The organism is Billgrantia desiderata (assembly GCF_900108215.1).
Taxonomy (GTDB): domain Bacteria; phylum Pseudomonadota; class Gammaproteobacteria; order Pseudomonadales; family Halomonadaceae; genus Halomonas; species Halomonas desiderata.
In genome coordinates this window covers 17,401-32,305 of sequence record NZ_FNVC01000021.1, presented here as the reverse complement: position 1 = coordinate 32,305, position 14,905 = coordinate 17,401, and the positions used below count along the sequence as shown (strand labels likewise).

The 14,905-nt window shown below is 70.0% G+C and carries 10 protein-coding genes; all 10 read left to right on the top strand.

The features are described 5' to 3' along the window. Positions 1-2: 2 nt before the first annotated feature. The 10 genes from tagH to C4S71_RS16685 are packed head-to-tail and all read left to right on the top strand — an operon-like array spanning position 3 to position 14,899. The gene (tagH, locus tag C4S71_RS16730; protein WP_103969931.1) at positions 3-1,388 is read left to right on the top strand and encodes a type VI secretion system-associated FHA domain protein TagH; all 1,386 of its coding nucleotides are present in this window, start codon (positions 3-5) and stop codon (positions 1,386-1,388) included. A 26-nt stretch (positions 1,389-1,414) separates the two neighbouring features. Beyond that, positions 1,415-1,969 carry a type VI secretion system lipoprotein TssJ gene (tssJ, locus tag C4S71_RS16725; RefSeq protein WP_191222936.1) on the top strand — a complete coding sequence of 185 codons (555 nt, stop codon included), beginning with the start codon at positions 1,415-1,417 and terminating at the stop codon, positions 1,967-1,969. Then, positions 1,969-3,303, top strand: coding sequence for a type VI secretion system baseplate subunit TssK (tssK, locus tag C4S71_RS16720; protein ID WP_103969929.1), 1,335 nt, complete (start codon positions 1,969-1,971; stop codon positions 3,301-3,303). The genes tssJ and tssK overlap by 1 nt, the downstream gene beginning before the upstream one ends. 3 nt (positions 3,304-3,306) lie before the next feature. Beyond that, a complete protein-coding gene (gene icmH / locus C4S71_RS16715) occupies positions 3,307-4,152 on the top strand; it encodes a type IVB secretion system protein IcmH/DotU (RefSeq protein WP_086510628.1) in 846 nt (281 codons plus the stop codon). Positions 4,153-4,160: 8 nt separating this feature from the next. Next, positions 4,161-6,923 (top strand): type VI secretion system ATPase TssH, encoded by a 2,763-nt coding sequence (tssH, locus tag C4S71_RS16710; RefSeq protein WP_103969928.1) that lies wholly within the window; start codon positions 4,161-4,163, stop codon positions 6,921-6,923. Positions 6,924-6,926: 3 nt separating this feature from the next. Continuing rightward, positions 6,927-8,525, top strand: a complete 1,599-nt coding sequence (locus C4S71_RS16705) for a sigma-54 interaction domain-containing protein (protein WP_103969927.1) — start codon at positions 6,927-6,929, stop codon at positions 8,523-8,525. Continuing rightward, entirely contained in the window at positions 8,522-9,175 is a 654-nt protein-coding gene (vasI, locus tag C4S71_RS16700) for a type VI secretion system-associated protein VasI (RefSeq protein ID WP_103969926.1), read from the top strand. Before C4S71_RS16705 ends, vasI begins: the two co-directional genes overlap by 4 nt. A 7-nt stretch (positions 9,176-9,182) precedes the next feature. Further along, entirely contained in the window at positions 9,183-10,613 is a 1,431-nt protein-coding gene (gene tssA, locus C4S71_RS16695) for a type VI secretion system protein TssA (RefSeq protein WP_103969925.1), read from the top strand. Positions 10,614-10,671: 58 nt separating this feature from the next. Further along, positions 10,672-14,337: a type VI secretion system membrane subunit TssM gene (tssM, locus tag C4S71_RS16690; protein WP_103969924.1), complete on the top strand. Its 3,666-nt coding sequence runs from the start codon at positions 10,672-10,674 to the stop codon at positions 14,335-14,337. Further along, positions 14,321-14,899: a GNAT family N-acetyltransferase gene (locus tag C4S71_RS16685; protein ID WP_103969923.1), complete on the top strand. Its 579-nt coding sequence runs from the start codon at positions 14,321-14,323 to the stop codon at positions 14,897-14,899. Before tssM ends, C4S71_RS16685 begins: the two co-directional genes overlap by 17 nt. Positions 14,900-14,905 lie beyond the last annotated feature (6 nt).

The following is a 14,905-nucleotide window of genomic DNA, read 5'->3' as shown; positions in this document are numbered from 1 at the left end:
CGATGACGTATCTTTCCCGTCCCCAGGCCGCCGCCAGCGCTGTCACCCTGGTGGTGCTCAACAGCGAACGGCTCGAGGGGCGCTCCACCAGCAGCTACGTATTTGCGGCCTCGGGGGGCACCCTGGGCAGCGCCGAGAGCGACGACTGGCTGCTGCAGGACCACGCCGGGCGGATCCGCCCGGCCCATGCCGAGATCCTCCGGGCCGACGGCCAGTTCTGCCTGATCGACCGCAGCGGCCACACCTTCATCAATCAAGCCACGCTGCCGCTGGGCCGCGATCGTCGGGTCGCCCTGCGCGATGGCGACGAGCTGGGGATCGGCGAGTACCGGGTGCGCGTGCATCTGGGCGACCGTCAGGCCGGCTTGCCCGGCGCCCAGCCGCTTGCCGCGCTGGTCGACGACGAGCAGGAGGTGCTGGCGGAGCAGGGCGTGGTGCCTTACCGGGCCGCGCCCTCGGCCGCCTTTCCGCCGCCGCGTCGCGACGACCCGCTGGAAGCCCTGGGCGAGGCCACGCCCGGCGCCAGCCAGCGCGATCCGCTCACGGCCCTGGCTCACGAGCATGATGCGGCGCAAGGCGATGACGATGCGCTGCTCGGCGTGCTGGCCGAGCAGCGGCATGGCGACACGGGACAGCACGGCTCTCTGGAGTGGCGCGCAGCGGCGCCGACCAATCGACGATACGAGGAAGACACCAAGATGAACCGGGAAATGGACGAAGGGCTGCTGGACGATCTGGAACGCTCGGTAGGCGAACAGCTCGAGGAGCGCTGGCAGGACAGCGTGCCGGTCGGCGCCGGCTCCGTCGGCAGCGATCCGCTGCTGCGTGCCCTGGGCGCCGAGCTGCGTTTTGCCGACAGCGAAGAGCAGCAGAACTTCCTGGCCGAGGCCGGCCAGACCCTGCGCGCCGCCATCGAAGGCCTGCAGGCGCTGCACCGTGCCCAGGACGACAGCCGCTATCCGCTGCGCGACCGCCGCCTGCAGCCGATCGAGGACAACCCGCTGCGCCTGGGCCAACCCTACCGCGACACCGTGGAGACGCTGTTCTCCGCCCGCCGCAGTCCGGTGCACCTCTCGGCACCGGCGGCCGTCACCGAGTGCCTGACCCATCAGGGGCAGCACCAGGCGGCGGTGGAGGAGGCCATCGGCGAGGCGCTGCAGGCGATCCTCGACGCCTTCGCTCCGGATGCCCTGCTCAAGCGCTTCCACGCCTACCGCGGTGCCGGCAACCGCCTCGACGACGAGGACAGCTGGGCGTGGGAGATGTATCGCCATTACTACCAGGAGCTCAACTCCGGCCGTCAGCAGGGCTTCGCCAAGCTGTTCTGGGAGGTGTTCGAGCAGGCCTACGACCAATCGGTGCGACGTCAGCAGCGCGAAGCCAAGTGAACACAACAAGACGGGACGCAGGAAACATGAGTACAAGACTTTTGCGCGCAAGCAAGGCCTCGGGGCGCACCTTGAGCTGGCTGGCGGTGCTGCTGCTGGCGCTGGTTCTCAGCGGCTGTACCACCATCGGCAAGACCTGGCAGGTGATCCGCGATCCCTCGATCCCGGTGGGCCACCCCGAAGACCGCCCGACCCGAGTCGACCTGGCCATGCTCGCCGAGCCCGACGTCAATCCCAACTTCGAGGGCGAGGGAACGCCGCTGCGCTTCCAGATCCTGCAGCTCAAGGACGACTCGATGCTGATGGCGGCCGACCACCAGCAGCTGCTCAACGACCTGGAAGGTGCCCTGGGCACCAACTATCTGTCGCATGACGATTTCACCCTGCTGCCGGGGCAGTGGAAGTTCTACGAGCCGTTCGACATCGATGAGGAGACCCGCTACATCGGGCTGATCGCCTTCTACAACAACCCCGACCAGACCGAATGGAAGAAGGTGGTCCGGGTCGCCTCGCGCAGTGAGGACTACCACCTGCTGGTGCATCTGCGCGCCGACGAGGCCGAGCTGAGGAAGGAAGACTGATGGCCAGCCGCAACCGAGTGGTATGGAGCGAGGGGCTGTTCATCAAGCCCCAGCACTTCCAGCAGCAGCAGCGCAGCCTCGAGGGTCTGCTCGAGGCGCGCCTGCGCGGCATCAGCCACGCCCTGTACGGCTTCCAGACCCTGGAACTCAACGCCGAATACCTGAGCTTCGGACGCATCGCCATCAGCCGTGCCAGCGGCGTGATGCCCGACGGTACGGCGTTCCTGCTGCCCGAAGACGACATCGAGCCGCAGCCGCTGGAGATCGACGACGCCGGTATCGCCAACCAGCTCGTCTACCTCTGCCTGCCGCTGGCCACCGATGCGGTGGGCGAGGTGCGCTGGCCCGACGACGACCTGCCGACCCGCTATCGCCTGGCCCAGCGCAGCGTGCGCGATCTGCACTCCCGCGACGGCGATACCGCGATTCTCGATGTTGCCCGGGTCGCCCCCAGGCTGCTGCTCGAGCGCGACGACCGCAGCGCCTACACCTGCCTGGCGGTGGCGCGCATCCACGAGCGGCGTCCCGACGGCAGCCTGGTGCTCGACGAGCAGTTCATCCCCACGCTGCTCAACGTGCAGGCGGCGCCGGTGCTGCAGCGCTTCGTCGGCGAGATGGCCGGGCTGATGCGCGAGCGTGCACGCAATATCGCCCATCGCCTCGCCTCGCCGCACCAGGCCGGCGTGGCCGACGTCTCCGACTTCATGCTGCTGCAGCTGCTCAACCGCGCCCAGCCGCGCTTCCAGCACCTGGCGCGCCTGGGTCACCTGCACCCGGAGCGGCTGTTCGCCACCATGCTGGAGACCGCCAGCGAACTTACGACCTTCACCGACGAGTCGCGGTTGCCGCCGGAGTATCCGGCCTACGACCACGACCACCCCGAGCGGGCCTTCCGCATGCTGATGCAGAGCCTGCGCCAGGCGCTCTCCACCGTGCTCGAGCCGCGTGCGCTGGCGATCCAGCTGCAGTCGCGCCGCTACGGCCTGCTGGTGGCGCCGCTGGCCGATCCGGCCCTGCTCGACAGCGCCGACTTCATCCTCGCGGTGCGTGCCGACATGCCCCACGAGCGGCTGCGCAAGCTGTTCCTGCAGCAGACCAAGGTGGCAAGCGTGGAGCGCATCCGCGACCTCATCAGCCTGCAGCTGCCCGGTGTGCCGCTGGAGCCGCTGCCGGTGGCCCCGCGCGAACTGCCCTACCACGCCGGCTACAGCTACTTCCGGCTCGACCGGCAGAGTCAGGCCTGGAGCATGCTCGACGGTGCCAGCGGCTTCGCCTTCCATGTGGCGGGCGAATTCCCCGGGCTCGAAATGCAGTTCTGGGCGATCAGGAGCTAAGCCATGCAAGAACTTGCCACCACGCGATACGAACCCGAGGCTGGCGCCGTGGCGCGCTATGCCCCCACCCGCCATGAGGACCGCATCGACGAGCGCGGGCTGGAGCGGCTTATCCACAGCCATGCCGAACAGCTCGACGCCGACGAGGAGTACTGGTTCCGCCTGCGCGGCTACAACCTCAACCCGCTGGCCGACGCCGCCAGTTCGCTGCTGGGCATGGTGCTGCGGGTGCGCCAGCTCGACGGCATGAGCGACCTCGACCGGCTCTACCGTCAGGTGGTCGACGAGATCGCCGCCATCGAGGTGGAGCTCACCGAGCAGGGCTACGACCGACCCACCCTGCTGGCCTTCCGCTACGTGCTCTGCTCGTTCATCGACGAGGCGGTGATGGGCACCCCCTGGGGGCACCAGAGCAGTTGGGCCGAGCACTCGCTGCTGACGCGTTTCCACAACGAGACCTGGGGCGGCGAGAAGGTCTTCTCGATCCTCGCCCGGCTGCAGCAGGAGCCGCAGCGCTACCGCGACATGCTGGAGTTCATCTACCTCTGCCTGTGTCTCGGTTTCGAAGGGCGCTACAAGGTCATGGACCACGGCCGCGAGGAGTACGAGCACATCGTGCGCACCCTCGGCGACCAGTTGGCGGCCCTCAGCGACACCCCCGAGGACAGCCTGACCCGGCCGCTCGACAACGTCATGCCGGGGCGGCGCCACCGCGGTCGCGGCATGCCGGTGTGGGGCGTGTTCGCGCTGTTCGCCGTCGCCATGGTCGGCGCCTACCTGGGCTTCGCCTGGACGCTCGATCAACAAGCGGCCCAGGTCGGTACCCTTCTCGATCAGATTTACCGTTAGGAGATCCCATGCTCAGGGTAGAGCTTCCCGCGCTCATCGGCCGTCTCAACGCCGTTTCCCGTCAAGGCCTGGAGCAGGCCGCGGTGCTGTGCGCCGAGCAGCAGGCTCCCGAGGTCACCGCCGGCCACCTGCTGCTGGCGCTGATCGATCAGCCGCTGTGCGACCTGCGCTGCCTGCTCGAAGGGCAGGGCGTCGACCTCCACGAGCTGCGCGCACGGCTGGCCGAGGAGACTCGCCCGCCGCGGGACCTGGCCGTCACCACGCCGAGCTTCTCGCCGCTGCTGGTCGAGCTGCTGCAGGACGCCTGGCTGCTGGCCACGACCGAATTCAGCTATGACAGCCTGCGCAGCGGCCTGATCTTCACCGCTCTGCTGCACAACACCGGGCGCTATGTGGGGCCGCGCAGCGCCGCGCTGCTGGCCGAGATCAATCGTGAGGGGCTGCGTCGCGGCTTCGAGCGGCTGGCCGCCGACTCCGCCGAAGCACCCCGCGCCGAGTCTGGCGACGCCGGGCGGCGTCCGGCCCAGGCCGCTCAGGGCGACAGCGCCCTGGCACGCTTTGCCACCTCGCTCACCGAGCAGGCCCGGCGCGGCGAGCTCGACCCGGTGCTGTGCCGCGATCCGGAAATCGACCAGATGCTCGACATCCTCGGGCGTCGGCGCAAGAACAACCCCATCGTCATCGGCGATGCCGGGGTGGGCAAGAGCGCCGTGGTGGAGGGCCTTGCCGCACGCATCGTCGAAGGCCGCGTGCCCTCGGCGCTGGCCGACGTCGAGCTGATGAGTCTCGATCTCGGTGCGCTGCAGGCCGGTGCCGCGGTCAAGGGCGAGTTCGAGAAGCGCCTCAAGGCGGTGATCGAGGAGGTCAAGTCCTCGCCGCGGCCGATCCTGCTGTTCATCGACGAGGCCCACACCCTGATCGGCGCCGGCAATCAGGAGGGCGGTGGCGACGCCGCCAACCTGCTCAAGCCGGCCCTGGCCCGCGGCGAACTGCGCACCATCGCCGCCACCACCTGGCGCGAGTACAAGAAGTACTTCGAGAAGGACCCGGCGCTCTCCCGGCGCTTCCAGCCGGTGGCCCTGGCCGAGCCCAGCGTCGACCAGGCGCTGATGATCCTGCGCGGTCTGCGCGACACCTACGAGAACGCCCACGGCGTGCTGGTGGGCGACAGCGGCCTGCGCGCCGCCGCCGAGCTTTCGGCGCGCTACCTGGCCGGCCGCCAGCTGCCCGACAAGGCCATCGATGTGCTCGACACCGCCTGCGCGCGGCTCTCCCAGGCGCTGGATACTCCGCCGCGCCGGCTCAGCCACCTCAAGAGCGAGCACATTTCCGCCCAGCGCGAGCGCGAACAGCTCGACCGCGAACGCCTGCTGGGGCGCAGCCCCGACCCGGCCCGCGAGGCCGAGCTCGACGCCCGCCTGGCACGTCTGGAGGAGGAGGTCGAGCGGCTCGAGGCGGCCTGGGTCGACCAGCGCGAGTGCGTCGACGCGATCATCGCCCTGCATCGTCAGCTGCTCGACGCGGGCAAGGACGACGCCGAGGTCGAGCCTGCGACTGCCGAGGCCGAGGTGGCCAGCGAGGGCGTGACGACAGCGAATGCCGCCGGTGCGAGCCCTGCAGAAGGTCTTGAGGCAAGCCTTGAGGAGAGCCCCGAAGCAGGGACTGGCGAGAGCACCGAGGAGGCTGCTGTCGCCGCCGAGGACCCGCACGAAGCCCTGGCCCGCCACGAGGCGCGCCTGACCGAGCTGCAGCAGGAGTTCGCCCTGGTCAACGCCAGCGTCGAGGAGGCGCAGATCGCTCAGGTCATCGGCGACTGGACCGGGGTGCCGGTGGAGCGCATGACCAGCGACGAACTGACCCGTCTTACCGAGCTGCCCGAGCATCTCGGCCGGCTGGTGCAGGGTCAGGACGTGGCCATCGAGCGCGTGCATCGCCACCTGCTCACCGCCCGCGCCGACCTGCGCCGTCCCGGTCGCCCGCTGGGCGCCTTCCTGCTGGTCGGCCCCAGCGGTGTGGGCAAGACCGAGACCGTGGTGCAGATCGCCGAGCGCCTCTACGGCGGTCGCCAGTTCCTCACCACCATCAACATGTCCGAGTACCAGGAGAAGCACACCGTGTCGCGGCTGATCGGCTCGCCGCCGGGCTACGTGGGCTTCGGCGAGGGCGGTCTGCTGACCGAGGCGATCCGTCAGCGCCCTTATTCGGTGGTGCTGCTCGACGAGGTCGAGAAGGCCCACCCGGACGTGCTCAACCTGTTCTACCAGGCCTTCGACAAGGGCGAGCTGGCCGATGGGGAAGGGCGCCTGATCGACTGCAAGAACGTGGTGTTCTTCCTCACCTCGAACCTCGGCTTTGAGGCCATCGTTGCCCACGCCGACGAGCCCGCAGCGCTGGACGACGCGCTCTACCCGGTACTGGCAGGCTTCTTCAAGCCGGCGCTGCTGGCGCGCATGGAGGTGGTGCCCTACTTCCCGCTGGGTGCCGACACCCTGCGCGACATCGTGGCGGCCAAGCTCGACACCCTGGCCGAGCGTATCCGCTCGCGCCATCGCCAGGCCGAAGTGGTGCTCGACGAGGCCCTGCGCGACGCCATTTGTGCTCGCGCCACCCGCAGCGAGAACGGCGCGCGCATGCTCGAGTCGGTGATCGACGGCGAGCTGCTGCCGCCGGTGTCGCGGGCGCTGCTCGACCGCCTGGCGCGGCGCGAGCCGGTGACCCGGGTGGCCCTGGGCGTCGACGAGGCGGGCGCCTTCACTGCGGAGGTGGTGTAGGCGATGACGGCGAAGGCGATCGACATGCGCTGGTGCGAAGGCGACCTGCCGACGGGGCCCGGCCTCGATGGCATGGCGCGTGCGCTGGCGCTGGTCGAAAGCGCCTCGCCCGCCGAGCTGCGTGCCTGTGCCGGCGGCATTCTCCAGGCCAGCCACGCGCTGGCCTGGGTCAGCTGTCTCTACCTCGACGGCAGCGGTCGCTGGCTGGGCAGCGACGGCAATGACGTGCGCTTCGACTGCGACGACTTCCGTCACCCCTACGCCCATGCCATTCGCCAGGGCAAGCCGTTGCGCCTGGGCCTGCTGGAGGCGCGTTCGCGGCTCGACCACGCCGACTTCCAGGCCCAGGTGGCGGCGCTTTCCGGCGGGCTGCAGCTGGTGGTGCGTCCGCTGCGGGCGCTGGACGGCAAGCGCGAGTGGCTCGGTGCCCTGGCCATGGCCGGGGAAGCGGCCAGCCTCGCCCGGCTCGAGGCGGACGGCGAGTTCGCCGCCTTCGAGGCGCTGCTGTGCCGGCTGTGGGCGGGGCTCACCCGCCACCAGGGCGAGCGCCAGCGCGAGGCGAGCCTGCGCCAGTCGCTGGCCCAGCTCAGCGACGGCGCCCGGCGTCAGGCCCTGGCCGAGCGCCTGGCTGCGGATCTGCTGGGCGGCTCAAAGGCCATGCAGGCGCTGCGCAGCCAGGTGGTACGGGCGGCGGAGACCAATCTGGCGGTGCTGCTGCAGGGCGAGACCGGCACCGGCAAGGATCGCGTGGCCCGCGCCATTCATCGCCTCTCGGGACGGCGCGAAGGCGCCTTCATGGCGATCAACTGTGCGGCGATTCCCGAGTCGCTGCTGGAATCGGAGCTGTTCGGCCATGCCAAGGGCGCCTTCTCCGGGGCCGATCGCGCTCGTGAAGGGCTGATCAGTCAGGCCGACGGCGGCACCCTGTTCCTCGACGAGATCGGCGACATGCCGCTGCCGCTGCAGGCCAAGCTGCTGCGGGTGCTGGAGAACGGCCGCTACCGGCCGCTGGGCTCGAGCGAGGAGCGGCGCGCCGATCTGCGCCTGGTGGCGGCCACGCATCAGCCGCTGCGCGAACGGATCCGCGACCAGCGCTTCCGCGCCGATCTCTACTATCGGCTGGGTCAGTTTCCGCTGACCCTGCCGCCGCTGCGCGAACGCAGCGAGGACATCGCCGAGCTGGCCGAAGCCTTCGTTGCCGATTTCTGTATCCGTGAGGGGCGCGGCGAGATGGGCATCACCCCAGCCGCGCTGCGCCAGCTGCGCGAGCGCGACTACCCGGGCAACGTGCGCGAGCTGAAGAACCTGATCGACTACGCCTGCGCCATGACCCGCCCCGGCGAGGATGTCGCCCCCGAGGCGTTGCCCGCCCAGGCCGATGCCGAGGCCGATGACGACGGTAGCGTCTCGACAGCGCCCGCCAAGGCGAGTGCCGAAAGCGTGAAGGACCTGCGTCGCGCCCTGCGCGACTACGAAGCGGAGCTGATTCGTCAGCGCCTGCTGCTGTTCGATGGCAACCGCGCCCTGGCGGCCGAGAGCCTCGGCCTGCCCAAGCGCACCCTGGCACACAAGTGCCGACTGCTGGAACTGGATGCCAAATGAGTTCGACCTCTGTTTTCCGTCGCGCGCCATGGTTGGTGCTGGCCGTGAGCCTGATCGTTACCGCCGACGCCTGGGGCGACACCGCCGAGGCCGTGGTGGCTCAGGCCCGTGAGTGCGCGGCCGAGCCCTCGCGCCTGGAGCGGCTGGGCTGTTACGACGCCCTGTTCCTGACCCGCGACGATGCGGCGGTGAGTGAAGACCTGCGTCCCGCCCTGTGGCATGCGATCAACGCCCAGGAGGCCGAGCGCGAGGGTGACGACATGGGGCTACTGGTACGCGAAGAGGGCGAGGACGTGCGCATCAGCGCCCCGGCACTGGGCAGCGTGCCGCCGCGGCCGCAGCTGGTGATCGCCTGCGAGAAGACCATCACCCGCTTCCAGATCCACCTGCCGCAGGCGCTGGACGCCCCCCGGGTGCAGGTACGCCTGCGGGCCGGAGGACGCGAACTGGAGCAGGTATGGCAGGCCCGCGACGGTGGCTACGTGGTCAGCGGCGGCCGGGGGCTGCCGGCCATCGCCACGCTGCAGCAACTGCTGGATGCCGATGAACTGGCACTGGGCAGCGACCAGGCCACCCTCGACGGCCTGCGCTTCGAGACCGCCGGGCTGCGCCAGGCGATTCAGCCGCTGCGCGACGCCTGTCGCTGGTGAGGTAGAGATGCGAATCGTCAACGAGACACAGTTGGAAGGCCTGCTGGCCGCACTCCCCCCGGAGGGCGTGGGCAAGCCCGTGGTCGACAGCGCCGACTATGCCTGGCTCGACGAGGAGATGATGAAGATCGGCTCGCTGCAGCACGGCGGCGTCGATTGGGAGGGCGCCGAGACCCGCGCCGTGCGCCTGCTGAGTGAAACCGGCAAGGACCTCAAGGTGCTGGGCCACCTGCTGCACTGTCTGCAGCGCGGCGGCGACGGCGTGCGCTTCGCCCTCTCGCTGCGCCTGTTCGCCGGCAGTCTCGAAGGCTGGTGGAGCCAGGCCTACCCCTACGGCGGCGTGCAGGGCGAGCGGCTGCGGCCGCGGCTGTTTCGTCAGTTCGCCCAGCGGGCGCTGGCGCTGGCGGAAACCCTCGATTTCGACAACGCGGCAGACGAGCACCAGGCCTGCGAAGGCGCTCTGGAGGCGCTGCTGGCGGCGGCCCGGGGGCTCGAGCTTCCCGACGAACCGCTGGTGGACCTGCAGCGCCTGCTGCGTCAGGCCCGCCCCAGCCAGGCTGCGGCGCCCGCCACCGCGCCGTCACGGGAGGAAGTCACGCCCGGTGCCGTAGTGGGCGGCGCCTCTGCGCCCACGGCCAAGCTGCCCGAGATGCGCCTGGAAGCGGGCAACGAGCGCGGCAACCGCCAGGCGCTGCTGAAGATGGCCGACTTCCTCAACGAGCAGTCGGTTGGCGACCCGCTCGGCTATCGGCTGCGACGCCATGCCATCTGGCACGCGATTCAGGCGCTGCCGGCCACCCGCGACGGCGTCCGTTCCGAACTGGCGCCGCCAGCCGCCGACCGGGTGGCGGAGTATCGCGAGGCGCTCTCCCGCGGCGCCGACGCCGAGCTGTGGAAGCGCATCGAGAACAGCCTGGCGGTCAGCCCTTACTGGCTGGAAGGACATCGTCTCAGCGCGAGCGCCGCCGAGCGGCTCGGCCACCCGCGCTGCGCCGCGGCCATTCGCGACGAAGCGAGCCGTTTCGCCGAGCGTCTGCCCGGCATCGAAGCGCTGACCTTCAACGACGGCAGCGCCTTCGTCGACGACGAGACCCGGCAGTGGCTGCAGGCCATGCCGGCCGGTGCGGCATCCGGTGGCCCGGAAGGCGGCGGCGACCCCTGGCAGGAGGGGCTCGCCGAGGCGCGCGAAAAACTCGCTGCAGAGGGCCTCGAGGCGGCGCTGGCAGGGCTGGACCGCGGCCTGGCCAAGGCCCGTTCGCCGCGGGAGGTCGCCTACTGGCGGCTGGCCAGCGCCGACCTGCTGCGCGATGCCGGCCTCGCGGCGCTGGCTACCCAGCACTATCGCGCGGTAAGCGAGTCGCTGACCGGCCTGGGCTTGGAACAGTGGGAACCGGCGCTGCTCGAGCGGCTCGAGCGGGCGGTGGGGAAGGGCAAATGAACATCACGACCTACAACATCATCATCATCATCATCGACAGGGACGAGGGCTAAGGCTCATGTGGAAAAGTGTGAAGTCCGGTCTGAGTCGCTGGGTACCCGGCGCCTCCAGGGCAGAAAGCAACCTCAACCGGGCCAAGATGCACGGCAACAAGGCTCAGGGTATCGGCAAGCAGGCGAGCAAGCTCACTGCCGTGCTCTGGTGGCTGCTGCTGGCCGCGCTGGTCGCGGCCATCTGGTGGCTGGGGCCGATGTGGCAGGTGCGCGACAGCTACCCGCTGGCGCCATGGCTCAACCGCCTGCTGGCCACCCTGGCGCTGGCCACTCTGGTGGCGGTGGTGTGGGGTATCCGCCTCGCCCGCCGGCTGCGTGAGGTGAGCGAAGAGCGGCGCCACAACGAGCAACTGCAGCTCGACCCGGTACTGGCCCAGGTGGAGCAGCAGGAAGCGACGCTGAACGCCACCCTGCATGAGCTGCTCGACAACCTCGGTGCCGGTCCCGGCGCACGCTACAAGCTGCCCTGGTACCTGGTGATGGGCGTGGAGAACGCCGGCAAGACCAGCCTGATCAACCGCTCCGGCCAGAACTTCGCGCTGACCCACGTGATGAAGGCTTCCGGTCAGGGCAAGAAGGGCAATCAATACGGCTTCGACTGGTGGATCGGCGACAAGGCGGTGCTGATCGACCCCGACGGCGAGCTGCTGACCCAGGGTGCGCTGGAAGGGGGCGAGCCCCAGGAGATGCAGAGCCGGCTGTGGGATCACTTTGTCGGCTGGCTGGAGTACAACCGCCCCCAGCGCCCGCTGGACGGCGTGGTGCTGGTGCTCGACCTGGCGCGGCTGAGCGATGCCCGAGTGGCGGTGCGCAAGGCCTACGCCTCGCTGCTGCGTGCGCGCATGCGCGAACTGATGGAGCGCCACGGCGCGCGCCTGCCGGTCTACGTCACCTTCAGCAAGATGGACCTGCTGCACGGCTTCGACGACTTCTTCCGTCACTACTCGCGCGCCGCACGCCGGGCGCCGCTGGGCTTCACCTTCAGCGCCGAGAGCGTCGAGCGTATCGACCAGTGGGCCGACGAGTTCGCCAACGCCTACGATGCCATGCTCGAACGCCTCAATCGCAGCCTGCCCACGCTGCTGGCCGAGTGCCGCGACCGCGAGGAGCGTGAGTCGGTGTTCCGCTTCGTGCGCCAGCTGGCCGGCCTGCGCGACGTGCTGCTCGGCTTCCTGCGCGAGGCGCTCTCCAGCGACCGCTACTCCACCGCCGCCATGGTGCGTGGCACCTACTTCACCTCGGTGTACCAGCAGGGCGTGCCGGAAGACCCCTTCGTCGACGCCGCCGCGCGCCGCTACGGCATGGCCGATACCACCCAGCCGGCCCATCGCGCCGCGCGCAGTGCGCTCTACTTCACCGAGGAGCTGTTCGAGAAGGTGATCTACCCCGAGGCGGGACTGGCCGGCGACAACGCCCGTGCCGCCCGGAGGCGGCGTCGCCTGCGGCGTACCAGCGCCTTTGCCTGCCTGGTGGGAGGTCTGGCGCTGGTGGGCGGCTGGAGCCACTTCTACCAGAAGAACACCCAGGCGCTGGCCGCAGTGGAGGAGAAGGCCGAGGCCTTCCTCGCCGCCCAGCCCGACGAGCTGCGCAGCGACGACCCCACCGGCTATGCGCTGCTGGAGCCCCTCGACCGGCTGCGCGCCGCCACCCTGGAGTTCGGCGACTATCGCGAGCACCTGCCGTGGCTGGCCGACATGGGCCTCTACCAGGGCCACGCCGTGGGCCGCCAGGTGGAGAGCGCCTATCTGGCGATGCTCAGCTACCACTTCCTGCCCTCGCTGATGATCGGCATCATGGACGACATGAACCGCGCCGAGGCGGGCAGCAACGAGAAGCTGGCCCTGCTGCGCGTGCTGCGCATGATGTCCGACGCCAGCGGGCGTCAGCCCGAGCGGGTCGAAGCCTACATGGCGCGGCGCTGGCAGCGCGCCTTCCCGCAGCGCGGCAGCGTGCAGGAGCGCCTGCTCGACCACCTCGCCTATGCCATGGCGCACACCGACCTCGAAGGCCAGATCGCTTCCGGCGACCGCCACGCCGAGCAGGCCATGGCGGCGCTGCGCGGCAGTCTGCAAGCCGCTCAGGAGGAACTCTCGCGTCAGCCCATGGACGAGCGGGTCTATGCCACCCTCAAGGCCGAGAGCTCCACCCGCAGCGGCGCGGTGCTCGAACTCCCGCAGGGCGTGGGTCCGTCGTTCAACGCCGTATTCATGGCCCGCGACGACGAGCTGGAGCGCCTGCAGGTACCCAGCCTGGTGACCCGCGACGGCTTCGAGGGCTACTTCCTCAAGGAGATCGAACAGGCCACCGAGCTGGCGATGATCGACCTCTGGGTGCTGGGCCAGCGTGACGACATCGCCTTCAGTGCCGCCGACGAGCGCCAGCTGCGCGACGCCCTGCACGAGCGCTACGTCAGCGACTACCACGTGACCTGGCGTCAGGTGCTCGACGATCTCTATCTGGTACCGCTGCCCGACATCGACCAGGCCGTGTTCGTGGCCGACACCCTGCTCGGCGCCAGCCGTCCGCTGGATCGCCTGCTCGGCGAAGTGGCGCGCCACACCCGGCTCTACCCCGAGCTGCCGGAAGACGACGAGACCGCTCGCCAGGCCCTGGAGCGCTCGCCGCGCTACCGCCTGGCCGGCGAGATCGAGCGCAACTTCCGCGACCTCAACGCGCTGCTCGACGCCCGCGGCGACAACCCGGCCGACATTGCCGAGATCAAGGTGGCCATCGGCGAGCTGCGCGACTACCTGCGCCAGGTACAGGGCGCCAGCGACCCGGGCCGGGCGGCCTTCCTCAGCGCCCGCGACCGTCTGGCGCTGCGCGGCGGCGACCCCATCCACAACCTCAAGCGCATTGCCGAGAACACCCCGGCCCCAGTGGGTCGCATGCTCGACAGCCTGGCCGACCAGAGCTGGCAGCTGATGATGGCCAGCGCCATCCGCCACCTGGAGCACCAGTGGCTCGACGAGGTGGTGGGGCCCTATCAGGAGCGTCTGGCGGGTCGCTACCCGCTGGTGCCCAGCGCCTCGCGTGAGGTGGCGCTGGCCGACTTCGAGGCCTTCTTCGCCGGCGGCGGCATCCTCGACCGCTTCTACCAGGAGAACCTGCGGCCCTTCATCGAAGAGGCGCCCGAGTTCCTGGTCGATGCCGAGGGCAGCCCGTTGCTGCGTCAGAGCGTGTTCACCGCCTTCCAGCGCGCCGAGCAGATCCGCCAGGCCTACTTCGGCCGCGACGGCGTGCTCGACGTGGAGTTCGCCCTGGAGCCGGTGAGCCTGAGCGCCGACAAGCGCCGCAGCGTGATCAACATCGACGGACAGATCATCGACTACGCCCACAGCGCCAGCTCGCGGGTCTCGATGATCTGGCCCAACGCCCTGCGCGGCGGCAACGAGAGCCGCATCACCCTGGTGCCGAGCCAGGTCAACCGCTCGCCGCGCAGCCTCAGCCGTGACGGCGCCTGGGCCTGGTTCCGCCTGCTCGACGAGGCGGAGATCACCAGCGCCGGCGAGCGCGACCTGGAGCTGCGTTTCCAGGTCGACGGCGGCACGGCGCGCTATCGCCTCTACGCCACCGGCTCGCGCAACCCCTTCACCCGCCCACTGGTCGCCGGCTTCCAACTGCCCACCGCGCTGTATGCCGAAGGAGGCTTCGATGTTGGCAGCCTTTAAGCGCCTGTTCGGCGGCGAACGCCGCAAGGCGGCGGCGCCTGCCAGCACGGAAGAGGCGGTGAAAGGGTTGGAGGAGGCCTCGATGGAAGACATCGACGCCTTCCTCGAGGCGGCCCGGCGCGCCGATACCAAGGGGCACTCGCCCTGGGTACTGCGCGACGAGACCCGCTTGGCCACTCTGCGCCGGGCGCTGGAGTTCACCGTGCAGCACGGCCAGTGGCTGCAGCGCGACGGCGGCAACATCGCCCGCTGGCAGGGGCGGCTGCTCAAGCTGCGCCACGGCGAAGGCCCTACCCTGGGCATGCTGCTGGCGTGCCGGCCGGATGACGAAGCGGCCTGGCAGCTGCGTTTCTTCTTCGTCGAGCCCGAGTGGCAGGGCAGCGGACATGGGGCCCGCCTGCTGCGGGCGGCGCGCCTCAGCCTGAACGGCGTACCGCTCAATGCCCGGCTGCCGCTGGCCTGCCAGTCGGCGGTGCGCAGCCTGGAGCAGGCCGGTTTCGCACGCATGCACGTCAATGCCTTCGAGGTGGCCAGCTTCGAAGCGCCCGCCGAGTGGGACTAGGCGAAT